The 17542-nt window shown below is 45.2% G+C and carries 14 protein-coding genes and 1 pseudogene; 8 read left to right on the plus strand and 7 right to left on the minus strand.

Annotated elements, in window-relative coordinates; translation table 11 throughout:
- Nucleotides 1-110: 110 nt before the first annotated feature.
- Nucleotides 111-1799, plus strand: coding sequence for a methyl-accepting chemotaxis protein (locus RG959_RS08655; protein ID WP_342796754.1), 1689 nt, complete (start codon nt 111-113; stop codon nt 1797-1799).
- A 33-nt stretch (nt 1800-1832) separates the two neighbouring features.
- Here RG959_RS08655 and RG959_RS08660 read toward each other — a convergent pair whose 3' ends face one another.
- Together RG959_RS08660 and RG959_RS08665 are read right to left on the minus strand one after the other, a co-directional pair.
- The gene (locus RG959_RS08660; protein ID WP_342796858.1) at nt 1833-3161 is read right to left on the minus strand and encodes a hemolysin family protein; all 1329 of its coding nucleotides are present in this window, start codon (nt 3159-3161) and stop codon (nt 1833-1835) included.
- A gap of 118 nt (nt 3162-3279) precedes the next feature.
- Nucleotides 3280-4314, minus strand: a complete 1035-nt coding sequence (locus RG959_RS08665; RefSeq protein ID WP_342796755.1) for an STAS domain-containing protein — start codon at nt 4312-4314, stop codon at nt 3280-3282.
- 123 nt (nt 4315-4437) lie between these two features.
- On the opposite strand from RG959_RS08665, the gene RG959_RS08670 reads away from it, so the two are divergent.
- Both RG959_RS08670 and RG959_RS08675 read left to right on the plus strand, forming a co-directional pair.
- On the plus strand, nt 4438-5994 hold the full coding sequence (locus tag RG959_RS08670) for an ABC-F family ATP-binding cassette domain-containing protein (protein ID WP_342796756.1): 1557 nt from the start codon (nt 4438-4440) through the stop codon (nt 5992-5994).
- On the plus strand, nt 5994-6659 hold the full coding sequence (locus RG959_RS08675) for a Dph6-related ATP pyrophosphatase (protein WP_342796757.1): 666 nt from the start codon (nt 5994-5996) through the stop codon (nt 6657-6659). The genes RG959_RS08670 and RG959_RS08675 overlap by 1 nt, the downstream gene beginning before the upstream one ends.
- A gap of 66 nt (nt 6660-6725) precedes the next feature.
- Here RG959_RS08675 and RG959_RS08680 read toward each other — a convergent pair whose 3' ends face one another.
- Entirely contained in the window at nt 6726-7898 is a 1173-nt protein-coding gene (locus tag RG959_RS08680) for a DEAD/DEAH box helicase (protein WP_342796758.1), read from the minus strand.
- Between the two features lie 106 nt (nt 7899-8004).
- Between RG959_RS08680 and RG959_RS08685 the strand changes: the two genes are divergently transcribed.
- On the plus strand, nt 8005-8205 hold the full coding sequence (locus RG959_RS08685; protein ID WP_483298864.1) for a hypothetical protein: 201 nt from the start codon (nt 8005-8007) through the stop codon (nt 8203-8205).
- A gap of 27 nt (nt 8206-8232) precedes the next feature.
- Here RG959_RS08685 and RG959_RS08690 read toward each other — a convergent pair whose 3' ends face one another.
- Nucleotides 8233-8859, minus strand: coding sequence for a DNA-3-methyladenine glycosylase (locus tag RG959_RS08690; RefSeq protein WP_342796760.1), 627 nt, complete (start codon nt 8857-8859; stop codon nt 8233-8235).
- Nucleotides 8813-10048 (minus strand): DUF2254 domain-containing protein, encoded by a 1236-nt coding sequence (locus tag RG959_RS08695; RefSeq protein ID WP_342796761.1) that lies wholly within the window; start codon nt 10046-10048, stop codon nt 8813-8815. The genes RG959_RS08690 and RG959_RS08695 overlap by 47 nt, the downstream gene beginning before the upstream one ends.
- A 117-nt stretch (nt 10049-10165) precedes the next feature.
- Between RG959_RS08695 and RG959_RS08700 the strand changes: the two genes are divergently transcribed.
- From RG959_RS08700 to RG959_RS08710, 3 genes are all read left to right on the plus strand, one after another.
- Nucleotides 10166-10495: a DUF948 domain-containing protein gene (locus tag RG959_RS08700; RefSeq protein WP_342796762.1), complete on the plus strand. Its 330-nt coding sequence runs from the start codon at nt 10166-10168 to the stop codon at nt 10493-10495.
- Between the two features lie 152 nt (nt 10496-10647).
- A complete protein-coding gene (putP, locus tag RG959_RS08705) occupies nt 10648-12078 on the plus strand; it encodes a sodium/proline symporter PutP (RefSeq protein ID WP_483298870.1) in 1431 nt (476 codons plus the stop codon).
- 77 nt (nt 12079-12155) lie between these two features.
- Nucleotides 12156-13808, plus strand: a complete 1653-nt coding sequence (locus RG959_RS08710; protein ID WP_342796764.1) for a glutamine--tRNA ligase/YqeY domain fusion protein — start codon at nt 12156-12158, stop codon at nt 13806-13808.
- 368 nt (nt 13809-14176) lie between these two features.
- Here the strand turns inward: RG959_RS08710 and RG959_RS08715 are convergent.
- A pseudogene (locus RG959_RS08715) lies at nt 14177-15640 on the minus strand (alpha-amylase); the annotation flags it as partial.
- A gap of 123 nt (nt 15641-15763) precedes the next feature.
- Nucleotides 15764-16222, minus strand: coding sequence for an N-acetyltransferase (locus RG959_RS08720; protein ID WP_342796765.1), 459 nt, complete (start codon nt 16220-16222; stop codon nt 15764-15766).
- A gap of 170 nt (nt 16223-16392) precedes the next feature.
- Here RG959_RS08720 and argJ point away from each other — a divergent pair, with 170 nt between their 5' ends.
- Nucleotides 16393-17541, plus strand: coding sequence for a bifunctional glutamate N-acetyltransferase/amino-acid acetyltransferase ArgJ (gene argJ / locus RG959_RS08725; RefSeq protein WP_342796766.1), 1149 nt, complete (start codon nt 16393-16395; stop codon nt 17539-17541).
- Nucleotide 17542 lies beyond the last annotated feature (1 nt).

Raw genomic sequence — 17542 nt, forward strand, 5'->3', positions numbered from 1 at the left:
TCAGCGGCGGGCGTTTTTCCGTAATGAAAATGTCACAAAAACACAGACTTTTTACATGATACTTATGGTATAAATAAGAAAACAGTTATGCCATCAGGAGGCTTGCGGTTATGAAAAGAACGATTACATGGCAGCTTGGCGTTATCATTATCGGCATTATTATCGCAATGCTCATTATCACTTCTGTTGCTACTTACAAAACCGCTTACGACAAATTATATGAAGCTGCTGGAATTGAAGCATATGGCTGTGCCAATATTACAACCGGCTTGATTACAGAAGACACCATGCGTGCCGTCCTAAAAGGAGATGAGGCAGCAGCTCAAGCTCTCGGCACTCAGTTAAACTGGACCACTGGCCATAAAGCTATCTTTGAAACACAATATATTATTGATCAAACCGGAACTATTTTGGCGCTGGACGATCATTTAAAGGACAAAGGCTTTAACGTTGGGGACTCTTTTTATATCGATGAGGAAGCGATATCCACACTGATCCAAACAGGTCATCCTACCTACTCTAAAGTGTATGAGTACGGAGGCATGAGCCGCTTGTCAGGCTATGCACCTATTTATGTGGATGGGGAAATTGCGGCTGTCAGCGTCATCGATTTTAACGGAAACATTGTATCCGAGCGGACATGGGATGTTGTGAAAAACGGTATTTTAATCAGCTTGATTCCGATGGCTCTCGCTTCTATTGTTACCGTATGGTTAATTCGCCGCAAAACAAAACCAATCTCCGCTTTGATTGACCAGGCAAAAGAAATAGCTGATGGCAACCTTTCTGTTGTAAACAAGTATGATAAGACGCAGGATGAAATTGGTGATTTAGCCCGCACGCTAAATGGAATGGCCGCCAATTTCAGAAATGTAATGGGGATGTTAAAAGAAACAGCCGAGCAGTTAGCGCAAAATTCAACCCATACAGCCGAGTCTTTAACAGAAATGAAAACATCTGTGCAGCAAGTGTCTGCCAGCATGGGAGAAGTTGCTTCTTCCGTATCAGACGGCACCGTCAGCGCTGAACAATCGAATGATCTTTTGCAGGAATTAGCTTCCCTCATTCAAACAGGAAAACAAAAAGCAGATGTTAGTGTTCATCATTCCGAGAAAACGATGGAAACAGCCGAGGAAGGCCGTGCCAGAGTGGAGGATATCAGCCTAGATATGGAAAAAATTCAACGCGCTTCTTCCGATACAAGCAGAACCATTCAACAGTTAAGTGAATCTACAGCAAAAATCAACCAAATCGCCGGGACCATTGCCGGTATTGCGGCTCAAACCAACCTGCTCGCCTTGAATGCTTCCATTGAAGCGGCACGCGCCGGAGAACACGGAAAAGGATTTGCTGTTGTTGCCGAAGAAGTCCGTAAGCTGGCCGAACAATCGAATGACGAAGTGCTCCAGGTTGAAAAACTAGTCCGTGATATTATCGGCCATACCGAGCATGTTGTTCAAGCGATGAATGAAAATACGAGCTTAGTTGAAGCCGGAAATAAAACCGTTCAATTTACTGCCCAGGCACTGACCGACATACACGAGGCAGTTTCACAAACCATGCATGAAATCGACGGAGTATCCCGGCTGACTCATGAAGAAGCAGTCAATTCTGCGCGGGTTGTCGAACTAATCAGCCAGCTGGCCGCTGCCATCCGCGAGATTGAAGACCGGACGGTAGACATATCAGCCGCCGCACAGCAAACTTCCTCTGCCATTGAATCCGTGGCGGAACGGTCTGTTCAAACAAGCTTAGTGGCTGGAAAATTAAACGGCATTGTCTCTCAATTCCGCCTTTAAAAAAAGAGTCTGCGAAAATTTCGCAGACTCTTTTTATTCAGCTGATGCTGATTCGGCTTCCATCGGCCTGGACTTTTTCACTTCAATCGCATGAATATGGTGGCCTTCCGCATCGCGGATAATGAATTCATAGCCATCCTGCTCAATCGAATCACCAAGCTTAACATCGATATTTTCAGTGAGCGCCCATCCGCCGAGCGTATCTACTTCCTCATCAGAAAGCTCTGTGCCTAACAGGTCATTTACTTCTGAAATAAGCAGACGCGCATTTAATAAATAATGCTTTTCACCAAGCTTTTGCACATCCGGTTTTTCATCGGTATCAAATTCATCCCGGATTTCTCCAACGATTTCTTCCAAAATGTCTTCAACTGTTACAAGCCCTGATGTACCGCCATATTCATCCATAAGCACAGCCATATGAATACGCTCTTTTTGCATTTTTAAAAGCAGGTCGTGAATCGGAATGGTCTCAATCACACGAATCACCGGCTTCACAAATTCTTCGAGCGGCCGGCTCCGATCGCTGTTCCGGTTTAAATAATACGAAAGCAGCTCCTTCATATTTACCATGCCGAGAATATTATCCTTATCACCGTCATCCACCGGATACCTCGTATACTTTTCCAGTTCAATGATGGAGGTAATTTCATCCCACTTTAAGTCCTTCGACAGCGTAACCATATCGGTACGCGGCACCATAATTTCTTTTGCGACACGCTCGTCAAACTCAAAAATACGGTCCACATACTTGTACTCTGATTGATTAATCTCTCCGCTTTTAAAGCTTTCCGATAAAATGATCCGCAGCTCTTCTTCTGAATGGGCCATTTCATGCTCGGACGCAGGCTTTAATCCGAAAATACCGACAAGTCCGCGCGCAGAACCATTCAATGCTTTAATAAACGGATACATGATTTTATCGAAAATAATAATGAGCGGTGAAAACATTAATGTTACCCATTCCGCTTTTTGAATCGCAACGGTCTTTGGCGCAAGCTCTCCGACAACAACGTGCAGAAATGTAACCACCGCAAACGCAATAATAAAAGACAAGATACTTGCAGCGGATGGAGCAACCTCGAAATGTTCAAATACCGGATGTAATATAGCTTCTACCGTTGGTTCACCGAGCCACCCAAGTCCAAGAGCAGTAATGGTGATGCCAAGCTGGCAGGCGGATAAATATTCATCGAGGTTTGACGTTACTTTTTTCGCTGCCATCGCCCGCTTGTTTCCTTCTTCAACAAGCTGATTGATGCGTGACTGGCGCACACGGATAATAGCAAATTCAGTTGCCACAAAAAATCCGGTTAATACAATGAGTAACGCAAATGATACCAATTTAACAGCAATACCTATATCTATCAATATTCGGAAAAAGCAATCTGACTGCTTTTTCCTCTCACCTCCTGGGGTAAAAAAGTAAGTTTTTCTGTACCCGTGTTTTCTCCTATCATACCAAATGGCAAAGGATTTCTTATAATGATTCGTCTTCTTTTTTCACAATTTGCATGCCTTCCAGCGCAATCGCATAATGAATCGCATGTTTTAGCGTAGCAAAGCACTTTAAATCGTTTAAATAAATGCCTTTTGAAGCCATCTCCATCCCCAGTTCCGGTGAAATGCCGGCGACAATCGGCACTGCGCCGATCAACTGAACGGATTGTGTCACTTTTTCAAGTGTGCTTAAAATCAAATTGTTCATTGCTTTAATGCCGGTAACGTCCAGAATCAGCATATTCGCTTTGTGCTCCACGATGGCCTTAAGCGCTTTTTCCGTAAAATCATCTGACCGCTCTTGATCAAACCGCCCCATCACCGGCGTAACCAAAATGCCGTCAAGAACCGGAATAATTGGCGATGACAGCTCGCGGATCAGCTTGCGCAGCTCAATCGTCCGGTTTTCAACCATCGCTTCAAGCTGGATGATTGTCTGCTGCTCCCGTGTTTGAATATGCTCGCGCACGTTTTCCGACGGTGTTTTTGAAGATGGAAATAATTCAATTTCTTTATATGACTTTTCCTCGTCCGCCTCATACTCCGTTACTTTGTACCAAATTGTTTCCCCGATCAATCCGCTCAGTACGCCAGCCCAATGTCCTCCAAGAAATGTGCCCGCACCTTCTTTCCCCTGCGCCTGCACGACCTTGCTTTCCCAGTCATTGCGAATCGACAAAACCGCTCGGCGCTCTGCTAAGCACAACCGCTTGAATTCTGTCGCTCCCCAGCCGGCCGATGCGTACATATTAGGCAAGAGCTCCAGCGTTTTTTCCACGCTCCATTTTTCTTTATAAAAACGGCTGACGATTTTTCCTGTCCGGTATCCTGCGGTTTCCATCACAACCCGGGCGGATTCTGCACCTGTTACTTCCTCAATCGTATCAATGAACGTTTTCAGCGCTGTTTTTGTCCAAAAAAGGACTACATCCGCTCCTTCAAACTGAAACAGCCCTTCTGCTCGGTCCCATTGAAGGCTCGTTCCATTGATTTCGAATTGCTGCTTTTCCTGCATCCATAATCCCTCCCGTGGTTTCTCATACAGTCATTTTACAATGAGTACCCGCCGTTTAACAGTTTTCTCCCGTTTTTTTTGGAAAATGATATAATGATCAAAAAAGAACAAGGAGTTATATAGATGAGTATTTTATCAGTCAGCCGCTTGAGCCATGGCTTCGGCGACCGTGCTATTTTTAATGATGTGTCATTTCGTCTCCTAAAGGGCGAGCATATTGGTCTTGTTGGGGCAAACGGCGAAGGAAAATCGACTTTTATGAATATTATTACTGGAACGCTGCAGCCGGATGAAGGAAAAGTAGAATGGTCTAAAAATGTCCGTGTCGGCTATCTTGACCAGCACGCGGTATTGAAGCAGGGCATGACCATTCGCGATGTACTCCGTACAGCGTTTCAATATTTATTTGATATTGAAACAAAAATGAACGAATTGTTTGGGCAAATGGCGGATGTTACGCCAGAAGAGCTGGAGAAGCTTCTTGAAGAAACAGGTACGATGCAGGACTTGCTGACGAACAATGACTTTTACGTGATTGATGCCAAAATTGAAGAAACAGCACGCGGGCTCGGGCTTGATGATATCGGCCTTGATCGTGATGTACATGACTTGAGCGGCGGACAGCGGACAAAAGTACTGCTGGCCAAATTACTGCTTGAAAAGCCAGAAATTCTGCTGCTGGATGAGCCGACCAACTACCTGGATGAACAGCATATTGAATGGCTAAAGCGTTACCTGCAGGAATATGAAAATGCGTTTGTCCTTATTTCACATGATATTCCATTCTTAAACAGTGTGGTCAACTTGATTTACCATATGGAAAACCAAGAGCTAAACCGCTACGCCGGCACATACGAAGACTTTATGAAAGTGTATGAAATGAAAAAACAGCAGCTTGAAGCGGCTTACAAAAAGCAGCAGCAGGAAATTTCCGATTTGAAAGACTTTGTAGCCCGTAATAAAGCGCGCGTTTCCACACGGAACATGGCGATGTCACGCCAGAAAAAGCTTGATAAAATGGATGTCATTGAGCTTGCCGCAGAGCGTCCAAAGCCGGAGTTCCGCTTTAAAGAAGGCCGGACACCGAGCAAGCTGATTTTTGAAGCGCGCGACCTGGTGATTGGATACGGTGAGCCTCTTTCACGCCCGCTGAATCTGCGCATGGAACGCGGACAAAAAATCGCCCTGACCGGTGCGAACGGTATCGGTAAAACCACTCTGTTAAAAAGCCTGCTTGGTGAAATCAAGCCGGTTTCGGGCAAGGTTGAACGCGGTGAAAATCTGCTGATTGGCTACTTCCAGCAGGAAATGAAAACTGATAAGGGTAATACGTGTATTGAAGAGCTTTGGACGGAATTCCCGTCATTTACCCAGTATGAAATTCGGGCGGCACTGGCCAAATGCGGTTTAACAACCAAGCATATTGAAAGCAAAGTGTCCGTTTTGAGTGGTGGGGAGAAAGCAAAAGTCCGCTTGTGCAAGCTAATTAACCAGGAATCAAATATTTTGGTGCTGGATGAGCCAACCAACCATTTGGATGTGGATGCAAAAGATGAATTAAAACGGGCTTTAAAAGACTATAAAGGCAGCGTTCTGCTTATTTCCCACGAACCTGAGTTTTACCGGGATGTTGTCACTGATATTTGGAACGGTGAATCCTGGACGACAAAGGTGTTTTAATGGGAACGCCAAAGCGAATTGCCCTGTCGTGGAGCGGCGGCAAAGACTGCATGATGGTTTTTCATATGTTAAAAAAACAGCCAGTCGATATTGCCTGCCTCATCACTACAGCGCCGATTGAAACGGGACGCACATTCGGGCACGATGAGAAAATGGAGCTGATTGAAGCGCAGAGCAAAGCGCTTGGCGTTCCAGTTCACTTTATCCGATGCCGCTATGACCACTACACGGAGGACTTTATCCGTGACCTGCATGGGCTGAAAGAGTCGTTTCAGCTGGACGGGGTTGCATATGGGGACATTTATACAGATGCTCACTTTGAATGGGGAGAAAATACAGCGGCCGCTGCAGGGCTTTCCGCTCTTTTCCCTCTTCGTGCCGAGCCGGATCAAGCTTCCCGCATGCTAGAAGAATTTATTGATACACAATATAAAGCATTCATTATCCGTACTCGTAAAGACGTAATCAGCCCGGACTTTCTCGGCCGGACACTCGATGCCTCTTTTGCGGCGGATATCGCGCAGACGGACTGCTGCCCGATGGGTGAAAACGGTGAATTTCATACATTTGTTTATGATGGACCGCTCTTTCAACATCCTATTTCGTTCCGCACTGGAGACGTTTTGGAGTCAGATGCTTCATTCCGCCTGGAGCTATTTTTATAAAAAAGGAGACAGCTGCAGCTGTCTCCTTTTTCTTTTCCGTACTTTGTCCGGATTTGTTTCCCGGCTTCAATTATTTTTTTCGCTCTGGACCGGCTTGCTTTTTACCGGTAATGCTTGGCCTTTGAAAAATTCATATTTTTCGAGCTCTACGCCCATTTGGCGCGCCATTTTTTTCAGCTCTTTTTCTTGAAATTCACTTGTAATCAACGTGATGACTGTACCGTCTTCACCAGCACGTCCTGTACGGCCTGAACGGTGTGTGTACTCACGCACATTGTGGGGTGCCTCAAAGTGCAGCACATGGGTCAGCCCCTTCACATCGAGTCCGCGTGCAGCTACATCTGTTGCAAACAGAAGCGGTGCTTTGCCGTTTCGGAAATCCCGAATGGCTTTCACACGCTCTTCTTTGCGAAGCTCACTATGCAGCACCGCATTTTTAAGTCCTTTGTACGCCAGCTTCTCTGACATCACATTTACATCCGTAATGTCTTTGATAAAAGCGAGCATCCGCTCGGGCTCGAATACGCGCATGACCTTTTCGATCATTTGCTGCTTTTCTTTCCACGCGCAGGTAAAATAAAGGTGGCGCACTGTTCCTTCCTTAGGCAGGCTTCCTTTTTTGATGTGGACGGTTTCCGGATCCTTCATTAGCTCTTTCGCTTTCTCTTCAGCCGCAGCGGGCAGTGTAGCCGAAAACAGAGCAAGCTGGCGGTCCTTTTGTGTAGCTTTGATAATCGCTTGAACCGGCTCAAAAAGGGCAGTTGTAAATAGCTCATCCCCTTCATCCAGCACGATAAATTTCACTTCATGCATTTTCAGTTTTTTCATTTCAATGAGTTCGAGAAGCCGTCCAGGTGTTCCGCAGACAATATGAGGCGGTTTTTTCAGCCGGTCCGTCTGCCGTTTAATGTTTGCGCCGCCAATCATGCCGGCAGATGTAATCACACCGCCGCCGAATGTGCGGATTTCTTCTTGTATTTGCATAATCAGCTCACGCGATGACGCCATGACGATCGCTTGAACTTGATTGCGCTTCGGGTCGATTTTCTCCAGCATCGGTAAAACATAAGCCAGCGTTTTTCCCGTTCCGGTCGGTGATTCAGCCATCACATCACGTCCATCCAATAAAAGTGGAATGGCTTCTTCCTGAACGGGCATGGCCTGCTTAAAACCGGCCTTCTCCCATGATTCTTGTAAAAATGGCTGCAGTGATGATAAAAAAGCGGGTTGTGTTGACATAAAAGCTCCTTCATTGTTTTTTGTTTATTATCCATTTTTTTCTCATGTTTAACAATGACAAAATAAGGTTACAGTACAGAAAACGATTTCTTAGGAGATGAATCGAATGAATAAAAAGCTTGATCAAGGCAAAATGGACAATCCAGAGCAAATCGAAACCGAAAACGAAAGCCTGTATGATAAATTTGAAGAAGAACAAAATGTAGATGCGATTCCACTTGAAGATTTGAAAATGGAACAGCGGGAAGAAAAGGACAAGCATAAAACAAAAGACTCTTCCTCAAGCGAAGAAAAATATCCGGATTAAAAGCAGCGGCCGTCTCGCCGCTGCTTTTTATCTGGAAACGTACGGATTGCCTTCCACCCAAAAACGCCACGGATAGTCCTTTGCTTCTCCGCTGTTTGGAATGCCGATTCTGGGGCCGACGGCGATTTTTTCCGGTGTGAAGCCGTGGGCAATAAACAGGGGCGGCTCATCAAAACGACGTCCATAATCGATCATATGAATGCCGAGTGCTTTTGTCAGCTTGCCGGGACCGCTCGTTAAATTTTTCATCGGCATTTCTCCCCGCCGTTCCATCATTAAATCAATCCCATCGTACGGTTCTACTGCCCGGATCAATACAGCTTCCGGCAGTCCTTCTTCCCCGCTCACCACATTCACGAGACAGTGTGTGTGCATCAAATAGGTATACACGCGCCCAGGCTCCGCGAACATCACTTCTGTACGCTTTGTTCTTCTATTATTATAGCTGTGCGCTGCACGGTCTAATGGCCCCCGGTATGCCTCTGTTTCCACAATAAAGCCTGAAGCTGTGCCTTCTTCTGTTTCCTTCACAAGAAGGCAGCCGAGTAAATTGCGGGCCAGAGACAGCGTCGGTCCATGAAAAAACGCGTCACTAACCGGCTTATAGCTATAGCTGTTTGAACCGTTCTGTAATGTTTTGCCGGTCTGCTTCATTTAAAATATCCTCCTCTACTTTCGCCCGGACATAGCTGCCGAAATCGCGCACCTTTTTTTGAATGGCCGGGGTATTTTTATCCGAAATCATGTCTAATGCATCAAATACAGCCAAAAGGACAGACACGCGATCCCGCCCCGAATAACAAATTTCATAAAACGTTTCATATAAAATCTTTTCAAACGGACGTCGAGGGATGATTACTCTGTCTTCAAAAACAGTGTATTTTCCATCGAGGCGGCTTGCTTCATCAAGTGCCATCCCTATATGGCGGATGCCATCAATTGCTGTATTCGGATCGTTCGCTCCCGGAGCCAGGGCCCGCAGCGTAATTTCAGCGAGCTTTTGAACGGCAAACTCCACATCCTGTACCGGCGTCCGTTCTTCACCGACTTTTACGTAATCGCGCACATCCCGATGAAACGAACGAGAGCGGTACATCTTAACGAGAGGCGTTTTTTTCGTTACAAAAGTCCCGATTGGTTCCAGCAATTCGATTATACAATCGTGTTTTTTCGCCGTCTCTAAAAGCTTTTCCCATTCATATAATTGAATGTAGCCTTTTTTACCGGAGATCAGCATTTCCGGTTCTCCCTCTGGCACAGGAGGATGCTCATCCACCCGGCTGCCTGCAACCTCCACTTTTTCAATGGTTTCCACTGCATCATCTGCCAGCCGGTCAATTAATTTGGTTACTTGAATAGAATTGGCTACATGCTGCAAGAAATGAGCAAAAAAACCGAGACAGACAAGCGCAATGCATACTCCCACTGCAGCAGAAATAACCGGGTCATCTGCATTTACTTCGCGGATAAACAGCAGGGAAAACATGGAGTAAACAAACCCGCCCATAAATACACCGAGAACCCGAAGCGTGACTTTATCATGAATAAAGTTTTGTAAAATGCGCGGTGAAAATTGTCCTGAATAAGTGGTTAATACAACCATTAGCGTAGAAAAAGTAATCGAGGTCATCGTCAAAAGAGAGCCTGCAATAGAGCCGAGAATGGTCTCAGACAAAGAAGTGCTGGTTAAAAGCCGGTCCGGCACCCACCTTTTGAGCTCTGCGTAATGCGAAATATCCATCCAAACCACTAAACTGGCCAAAAGGAGAGCACCGATGCTGTAAATTCCCGGTACAATCCAAATATGGCGTGATAAATTTAATCTCATCCGTTCCTTTATCATCAAACCACCTCTCTCTTCTTTTTTCCGTTTTGACTGTTTTCCAAAACATTTTTTGTTACTTTTCTGTTCGTTCCGGGTACAGTAAAGATAAGCATTGAATTTCAGGAGGTTATGTTTATGGAATGGATTGGCTGGATTAGTCTCGCTATTTTTGTGGCCGCGCTTATTTATCTTGCCGTTTCAGCAGTTAAAGCATTTAAATCGATCAAACCAAAAGTCGATCATTTAAAAGCAGCACAGCAGCGTATTCAAACAGAAACGGATAAAATTAAAGGCGAAACAGATGAACTAAAAGTTCATCAAGAACACATTATGGCGGATGTTGATCATGCAAAACAAGCGGTTACATTAACCGTAAATGAAGCAAAACAAATTCCACAAAACGCCAAATTTTTTGCCAAAACAGCGGCCGACCCAATAAAAAATAAAAAAACTGCTAAGGCTTAATGTGATAGGAATGAAAGGCTTTTCGGACAAGTGCCGAAGAGCCTCTTTTTTTTTACATTTTCATTTAGTTCGTTATAATGGTTACCGTTACGCAAAAAGCAAGAAAGGATGTTTAAATGAGTTTTTGGCTGTTGTTTTCAATTGGTATTTACATGGCCGGCATGTTGCTGATCGGGTGGTTAGCGTATCGAAAAACGTCTAACTTAACCGACTACATGCTTGGAGGCCGTGGGTTAGGTCCTGCTGTTACGGCACTTTCTGCCGGTGCATCAGACATGAGCAGCTGGCTCCTGATGGGACTGCCGGGTGCCATTTATGTATCAGGTGTTAGTTCAGCATGGATTGTATTTGGATTAACTTTTGGAGCTTGGGCAAACTGGCTTTATGTAGCACCTCGGCTTCGCGTTTACACGGAAGTAGCAAATGACTCCATCACCATACCCGGTTATCTGGAAAACCGCTTTGATGACCGTAAAAAAGTGCTGCGTCTCGTATCAGGCATTGTCATCTTAGTTTTCTTTACGTTTTACGTGTCCTCTGGTATGGTATCCGGCGGCGTATTGTTTAATACAACGTTTGGACTTGATTATCATGCAGGACTTCTGCTTGTGACAGGAATTGTTGTGGCTTACACATTGTTCGGCGGCTTTCTTGCAGTGAGCTGGACTGATTTTGTACAGGGAATTATTATGGTTTTGGCACTTGTTCTTGTACCGATTGTGGCGCTTATCGAAATTGGCGGACTTGGTACAGCTGTATCAGAAGTACGATCCATTGATCCGAAAATACTGGATATTTTCCAGGGACAAAGTGTGTTAGGCATTGTTTCATTGATTGCATGGGGACTAGGCTACTTCGGGCAGCCGCACATCATCGTCCGTTTCATGGCGATCACGTCCAGAAAAGATGTGAAAACAGCGCGCCGGATCGGCATGAGCTGGATGATTTTCTCTATCGTTGGGGCAATGTTTACCGGTTTCCTTGGCATCGCGTATTACTCGATGAACGGTCTTACGATCGGTGATCCGGAAACGGTTTTCATTAAACTAGGTGAAATTTTATTCCACCCCTTTATTACAGGCTTTATTTTGTCCGCTATTTTAGCGGCCGTTATGAGTACGATTTCTTCGCAGCTTCTTGTCACATCAAGTTCACTCGTGGAAGATCTGTACAAAACGTTTTTACGCCGTGATGCGTCCAATAAAGAGCTGGTATTTCTTGGACGTGCCGCTGTATTGGTCGTTTCTGTTATCGCGCTTGCGTTTGGCTGGGAGAAAAATGATACGATCTTAGGGCTTGTCAGCTATGCATGGGCCGGGTTCGGTGCTGCGTTTGGACCGGCGATTCTGCTCAGCTTGTACTGGAAGCGAATGACGAAATGGGGCGCACTCGCCGGAATGCTCGTTGGAGCCGTAACCGTCATCCTCTGGGCGGAAGTCCCTGCACTGGCAGACTTCCTTTACGAATTAATTCCAGGATTCGTTCTTTCTCTTTTAGCGATTATCCTCGTTAGTCTGCTGACAAAAACAGAGGGTAAAACGGAAGAACGATTCAACGAATTTACCGCGAAAATGAAAGAATAAGGTCCAGCCCTTTCTTTCGTGCGGTCAGTGAAATATAATAGGCATACATGACCTTAACAGAGAAAGGCTGGATTCACTTGGAACAATCATCTAACTTTATTCGCACGATCATCAAACAGGATCTGGAATCAGGCAAACGGGATCATGTTATCACCCGTTTCCCGCCTGAGCCGAACGGCTACCTGCATATTGGCCACGCGAAATCGATCGTCATCAACTTCGGGCTTGCTGACGATTTTGGCGGCAAAACGAATTTGCGTTTTGACGATACAAACCCATTAAAAGAAGATCAGGAATACGTGGATTCGATCAAAGAAGACGTTGCCTGGCTTGGCTATGAGTGGGATGAACTTCGCTATGCATCCGATTATTTTGATGAAATGTACGCACGCGCTGTACTACTAATTAAAAAAGAGCTCGCTTACGTGGACGACCTGTCTGCTGACGAAATCCGTGAATACCGCGGTACGCTTACAGAGCCAGGGAAAGAAAGCCCGTACCGCACCCGGACTGTAGAAGAAAACCTTGATTTATTCGAACGGATGAAAAACGGCGAATTTGCAGACGGAACAAAAGTGCTTCGGGCAAAAATCGATATGGCTTCCCCTAATTTAAATTTGCGTGATCCGGTTTTATACCGTGTTTCTCATGCGTCCCATCACAATACGGGCGATAAATGGTGCATTTATCCGATGTATGATTTTGCGCATCCGCTTGAAGATGCGATTGAAGGCGTGACGCACTCTCTTTGTACAACGGAATTCGAAGACCACCGCCCTCTTTATGAATGGGTAGTCCGTGAATGTGAAATGGATATGCAGCCGCAGCAAATCGAATTTGGCCGTCTAGGCCTTACCAATACGGTGATGAGTAAGCGGAAATTAAAACAGCTTGTGGATGAAAAGCATGTAGACGGGTGGGATGACCCGCGCCTTCCGACCATTTCCGGCATGCGCCGCCGTGGCTTTACAGCAGAAGCAATTCGCGAATTTGTGAAAGAAACAGGTGTATCGAAAAACTCTGGTGTGGTGGATTCAGCTATGCTTGACCACTTTGTCCGTGAAGACCTGAAGCTGAAAGCACCTCGGACAATGGGTGTACTCCGTCCATTAAAACTTGTCATTACCAATTATCCTGAAGGCCAGGTTGAGTGGCTCGATGCGGAAATCAATCCGGAAAATCCAGAAATGGGTATGCGGAAAATTCCGTTTTCACGTGAGATTTATATCGAGCAGGAAGACTTTATGGAAGAACCGCCGAAAAAATATTTCCGCCTCTTCCCAGGCAATGAAGTTCGCTTGAAACACGCTTACTTTGTTAAATGCGAAGACTTCATTAAAGATGAGAACGGCAATGTGGTTGAGATTCACTGCACGTACGATCCACGCACAAAGAGCGGTTCTGACTTTAATGAACGGAAAGTAAAAGGAACGATTCACTGGGTAGATGCAACACACGCAGTACCTGCTGAGTTCCGCTTGTATGAGCCGCTCATTATGGACAGCGAAGAAGGCGAGGAGACAGAAGGCAAAACGTTCCTCGATTATGTTAATAAAAACTCGCTTGAAACATTAAGCGGATTTATTGAGCCAAACATGAAAGATGTAGATGTACAGGAAAAACTACAGTTTTTCCGCCACGGCTACTTTAACGTAGATCCGAAGCACTCTGAGCTTGGCAAGCCAGTCTTTAACCGGATTGTCTCTTTAAAAAGCTCATTTAGATTGTAATGGCAAAAAACCCGCCGTCATTCAAGACGGCGGGTTTTTCTTTATTTTTTTTTATTTTTCTTTGCTGTTTTTTTACTTCTTTTGCCTGGTTGTTCTGTTTTCGCTATCTCCTCGTTCCATGGCTTTTCCCGTGCCAGCTCTTCTTTGATTTCCTTTTTAGCTTCTTCTATCGCTTCTTCTTCAATTTCAGCTTTTACTTCCTGCTTAATTTCCTGTTCGACTTCTTCCTTCACTTCTTGTTTCATTTTTTGTTCGACTTCTTCTTTTAATTCCTGTTTGATTTCCTGCTTGATTTCTTGTTTTACTTCCTCCATGAAGTCCTGTAACAGTTCGTTTTTTCGGTTCTCTTTATGATCCGGTTCTTCTACATCTGTTTCTGGAAGCGCCCAAACGGCAACAGAACCCGGATTGACCAGGAATGTGGCACAGCCGTCTTTACCTATTTCGATAATCTCATCACGGGAATTCAGCATATCTACCCACTTTTCGCCGGCTCTTTCTTCTCCGACAAACATATGCTTTTCTCCACCTTCTTCGCTGTTATTAATGACAACCGCACAGCCGGAGCGCTCAATTTCTTTTACGCCGCGCCGCACCCAGCCGATTGTATTCGGGTGGTCAAAGTAATCTTCCTGATCGCCGTATGCTTTATGTAGGCGGCAGTATAAAAGCGGGTCAATTGCTTCTTTTTTCCCTTCTATTGGATGTTCGCCACTAATTCCATAATAATCACCATAAAAAACGCACGGATAGCCATCATGCCGAAGCAGCGTCAGCGCATACGCACTTTGCTTGAACCAGTCTGCCAGAAAGGACTCCAGCGATTCTCCCGGCTGCGTATCGTGATTATCAACGAACGTTACGGCGTTTTGCGGATAATTTTGTACAACCGTGCCATCGAAAATTTTCGATAAATCATATTTCGCCCCTTCCTGGGAGGCCGTAAATAAATTGTATTTTAAGGGCACATCAAACAAATGAATCCGGCCGCCTGTTGCTTCAATCATATGAGCGCATGATTCGAGATCAGGCACCCAGAATTCACCGACAAAAAAGAAATCCCCATCATGCTCCTCTTCTACTTCTTTCGTAAATTGATCAATAAACTTGTAATCAATATGCTTGATCGCGTCAAGCCGGTATCCGTCACAATTTAATTCTTCTGCCAGCCATTTTCCCCACTTGATCATTTCTTCCCGCACGGCTGGATGTCGGTAGTCAATGTTGGCGAACATTAAATAATCATAATTGCCGAATTCGTCATCTACATTTTCATTCCACTTTTTATATTCGCCTTCAATTCGGAAAATACCGGTCCGATCCTCTTTGGCATCATAATCAGTGCCATTAAAATGATCAAATGTCCAAATAAAATCAGAGTACTTTCCTTTTCGTCCAGGGAATGTAAATTTGGTCCATCCTTCAATATCAAACGGCGCTTTTGAAATTACTTTTTTGCGATCAAGCTCGTCCACTTCCACAACTGCAAACGTTTCGGTTTCATCCGCTCCCGCCTTGTGGTTCATCACCACATCAACGTAAACATGAATACCGGCTTCATGGCATGCTTTAATCGCTTGCTGTAATTCCTCTTTTGTGCCGTACTTTGTTGGAATGGTTCCTTTTTGATCAAACTCGCCAAGATCAAATAAATCGTACACGCCGTATCCCTGGTCCTCCGCCGACTGTCCTTTCGTAACCGGCGGAACCCATACGGCACCGATGCCTGCTTCCTTTAATTCTTTTGCCCGCTCGGCAAGCCTTTTCCAATGCTTTTGGTCGGCCGGCAAATGCCACTCAAAAAACTGCATCATTGTACGATTTCGCTCCATCTTCATCTCTCCTGTCTTCCTCTTGTTGAAAAACTGTATAAACTCTTTATACCCAATTTGCAGAGAAAATGATCAGATTGACAAAAATAAATCGGCTGCCTTGTATAAGGCAGCCGATGGTCGTTAAGCTGTTTGAATCGCCATCGCAATTTCATCACAGCTCGGGAATTTCGGGCAGTGTACACAATCCGTCCAGACTTTCTGCGGCATTTCTGTTTTTGAAATAATTTCAAATCCGCATTTTTCAAAAAAAGCGACTTGATACGTTAAGGAAATCAGCTTTGGAATCCCAATTAATTCAGTTTCTTCTATAATACGCTGGACGAGCATCTTTCCAATGCCCCGCCCTTTTGCGCTGTCTTTCACCGCAAGCGAACGAACCTCAGCGAGATCGTGACCAAGTATCGCGAGGCTTGCAAGGCCAAGAATCTCTCCATCTTCTTCTGCAACAGAAATCGATTGCAAATTCAGAATGAGCGAGTCTTTCGTTCGTGGCAGCATCAGCCCTTCTTTTGCATAATGATTCACAAGTTCAAATATTTGCTCCACGTCACCCAGCACGGCTTTGCGTACTTTAATCACGATTTCTCACCCTTCCCGCTTCTCTTTTATCCTTTTATCTTACTTGATTCCGTAAAGATGTCAATACTATATATTCATTTAGTTTGAATAATTATTCAAATACTCTTCGCGTTCTCCCTTGTTTCCGTGTATAATAAAAGCATCGACATAAACGTATAGGGGGATTTTCTTTGACTCATTTTCCAAAAGGCTTTTCATCCTGCTCACTCAATGCAGGGATAAAAGACGACACACTTGATTTCACCATTATTTACTCAGATACACGGGCAGCGGCTGCGGCGATGTTTACGAAAAACCACTTTTGCGGTGCACCGATTGTGATTGGCAAAGAGCATGTGAAAGACGGTTACCTGCAGGCGATTGCCGTTAACAGCAAAAATGCCAACGTGGCGACCGGCGAAAAAGGACTTCAGGATGCCCGGACGATGACGGAAGCGGTTGCGGCCGAGCTTGGAATTGACCCTTCTGATGTGCTTCCTTCTTCTACCGGTGTAATTGGCGTACCGCTGCCAATCGAAAAAATTGTGTCGGCTGTGCCCGGCTTAAAAGCCGAGCTTCGCCCAGACGGCCTTGAGCAATCTGCGAAAGCAATCATGACAACTGATACGTACCCGAAATTTCGGACCCGCAAAATTGGGGAGGTTACGCTTGCTGCAATGGCAAAAGGATCTGGCATGATTGAGCCGAATATGGCGACAATGCTTAGTTATATTTTAACGGATGCAAAAATAGAAGCAGATGATTTAAAAGCGATGCTTCAGCGAGCGGTAAATGTATCGTTCAACAGCGTGTCAGTAGATGGCGATACAAGCACAAGCGATACAGTCGCAATCATGGCAAACGGACTGGCGGGCGAAGTGAACCTGGCCGAGTTTGAAGCAGTATTGACGGATCTCTGCATCGAACTGGCGAAAGAAATCGCCCGGGATGGAGAAGGAGCGACGAAACTTGTGGAAGTGCAGGTTACAGGAGCTGACAGCGATACCGTGGCGAAAAAAATCGGTAAGTCCATTATTAACTCGCCGCTTGTAAAAACCGCTCTCTTCGGCGAAGACCCGAACTGGGGCCGGATTATGTCCACGATTGGAAACTCAGAGGATGCCGTTGACACTTCTTCTGTTTCCGTTTCTTTTGCCGACGTATATGTGTTCCAAGACGGTGCACCGACAGAAGACAAACGCGCCGAGCTGGAGGAATATTTAAAAACAGATGAAGTACTCATTAAAATATCACTCGGAACCGGAACGGGCGCTGCTACCGTATGGGGCTGTGACCTTTCCTATGATTATGTGAAAATTAATGGTGAATACACGACGTGAA

Source organism: Domibacillus sp. 8LH (assembly GCF_038806185.1).
GTDB lineage: Bacteria > Bacillota > Bacilli > Bacillales > Domibacillaceae > Domibacillus > Domibacillus indicus_A.

Bases quoted from the DNA above. Each gene is read 5' to 3' on its own strand.
- RG959_RS08655 (WP_342796754.1), top strand. From the start codon at position 111: ATGAAAAGAACGATTACATGGCAGCTTGGCGTTATCATTATCGGCATT.
- RG959_RS08665 (WP_342796755.1), bottom strand. From the start codon at position 4,314: ATGCAGGAAAAGCAGCAATTCGAAATCAATGGAACGAGCCTTCAATGG.
- RG959_RS08670 (WP_342796756.1), top strand. From the start codon at position 4,438: ATGAGTATTTTATCAGTCAGCCGCTTGAGCCATGGCTTCGGCGACCGT.
- RG959_RS08675 (WP_342796757.1), top strand. From the start codon at position 5,994: ATGGGAACGCCAAAGCGAATTGCCCTGTCGTGGAGCGGCGGCAAAGAC.
- RG959_RS08680 (WP_342796758.1), bottom strand. From the start codon at position 7,898: ATGTCAACACAACCCGCTTTTTTATCATCACTGCAGCCATTTTTACAA.
- RG959_RS08685 (WP_483298864.1), top strand. From the start codon at position 8,005: ATGAATAAAAAGCTTGATCAAGGCAAAATGGACAATCCAGAGCAAATC.
- RG959_RS08690 (WP_342796760.1), bottom strand. From the start codon at position 8,859: ATGAAGCAGACCGGCAAAACATTACAGAACGGTTCAAACAGCTATAGC.
- RG959_RS08695 (WP_342796761.1), bottom strand. From the start codon at position 10,048: ATGATAAAGGAACGGATGAGATTAAATTTATCACGCCATATTTGGATT.
- RG959_RS08700 (WP_342796762.1), top strand. From the start codon at position 10,166: ATGGAATGGATTGGCTGGATTAGTCTCGCTATTTTTGTGGCCGCGCTT.
- putP (WP_483298870.1), top strand. From the start codon at position 10,648: ATGGCCGGCATGTTGCTGATCGGGTGGTTAGCGTATCGAAAAACGTCT.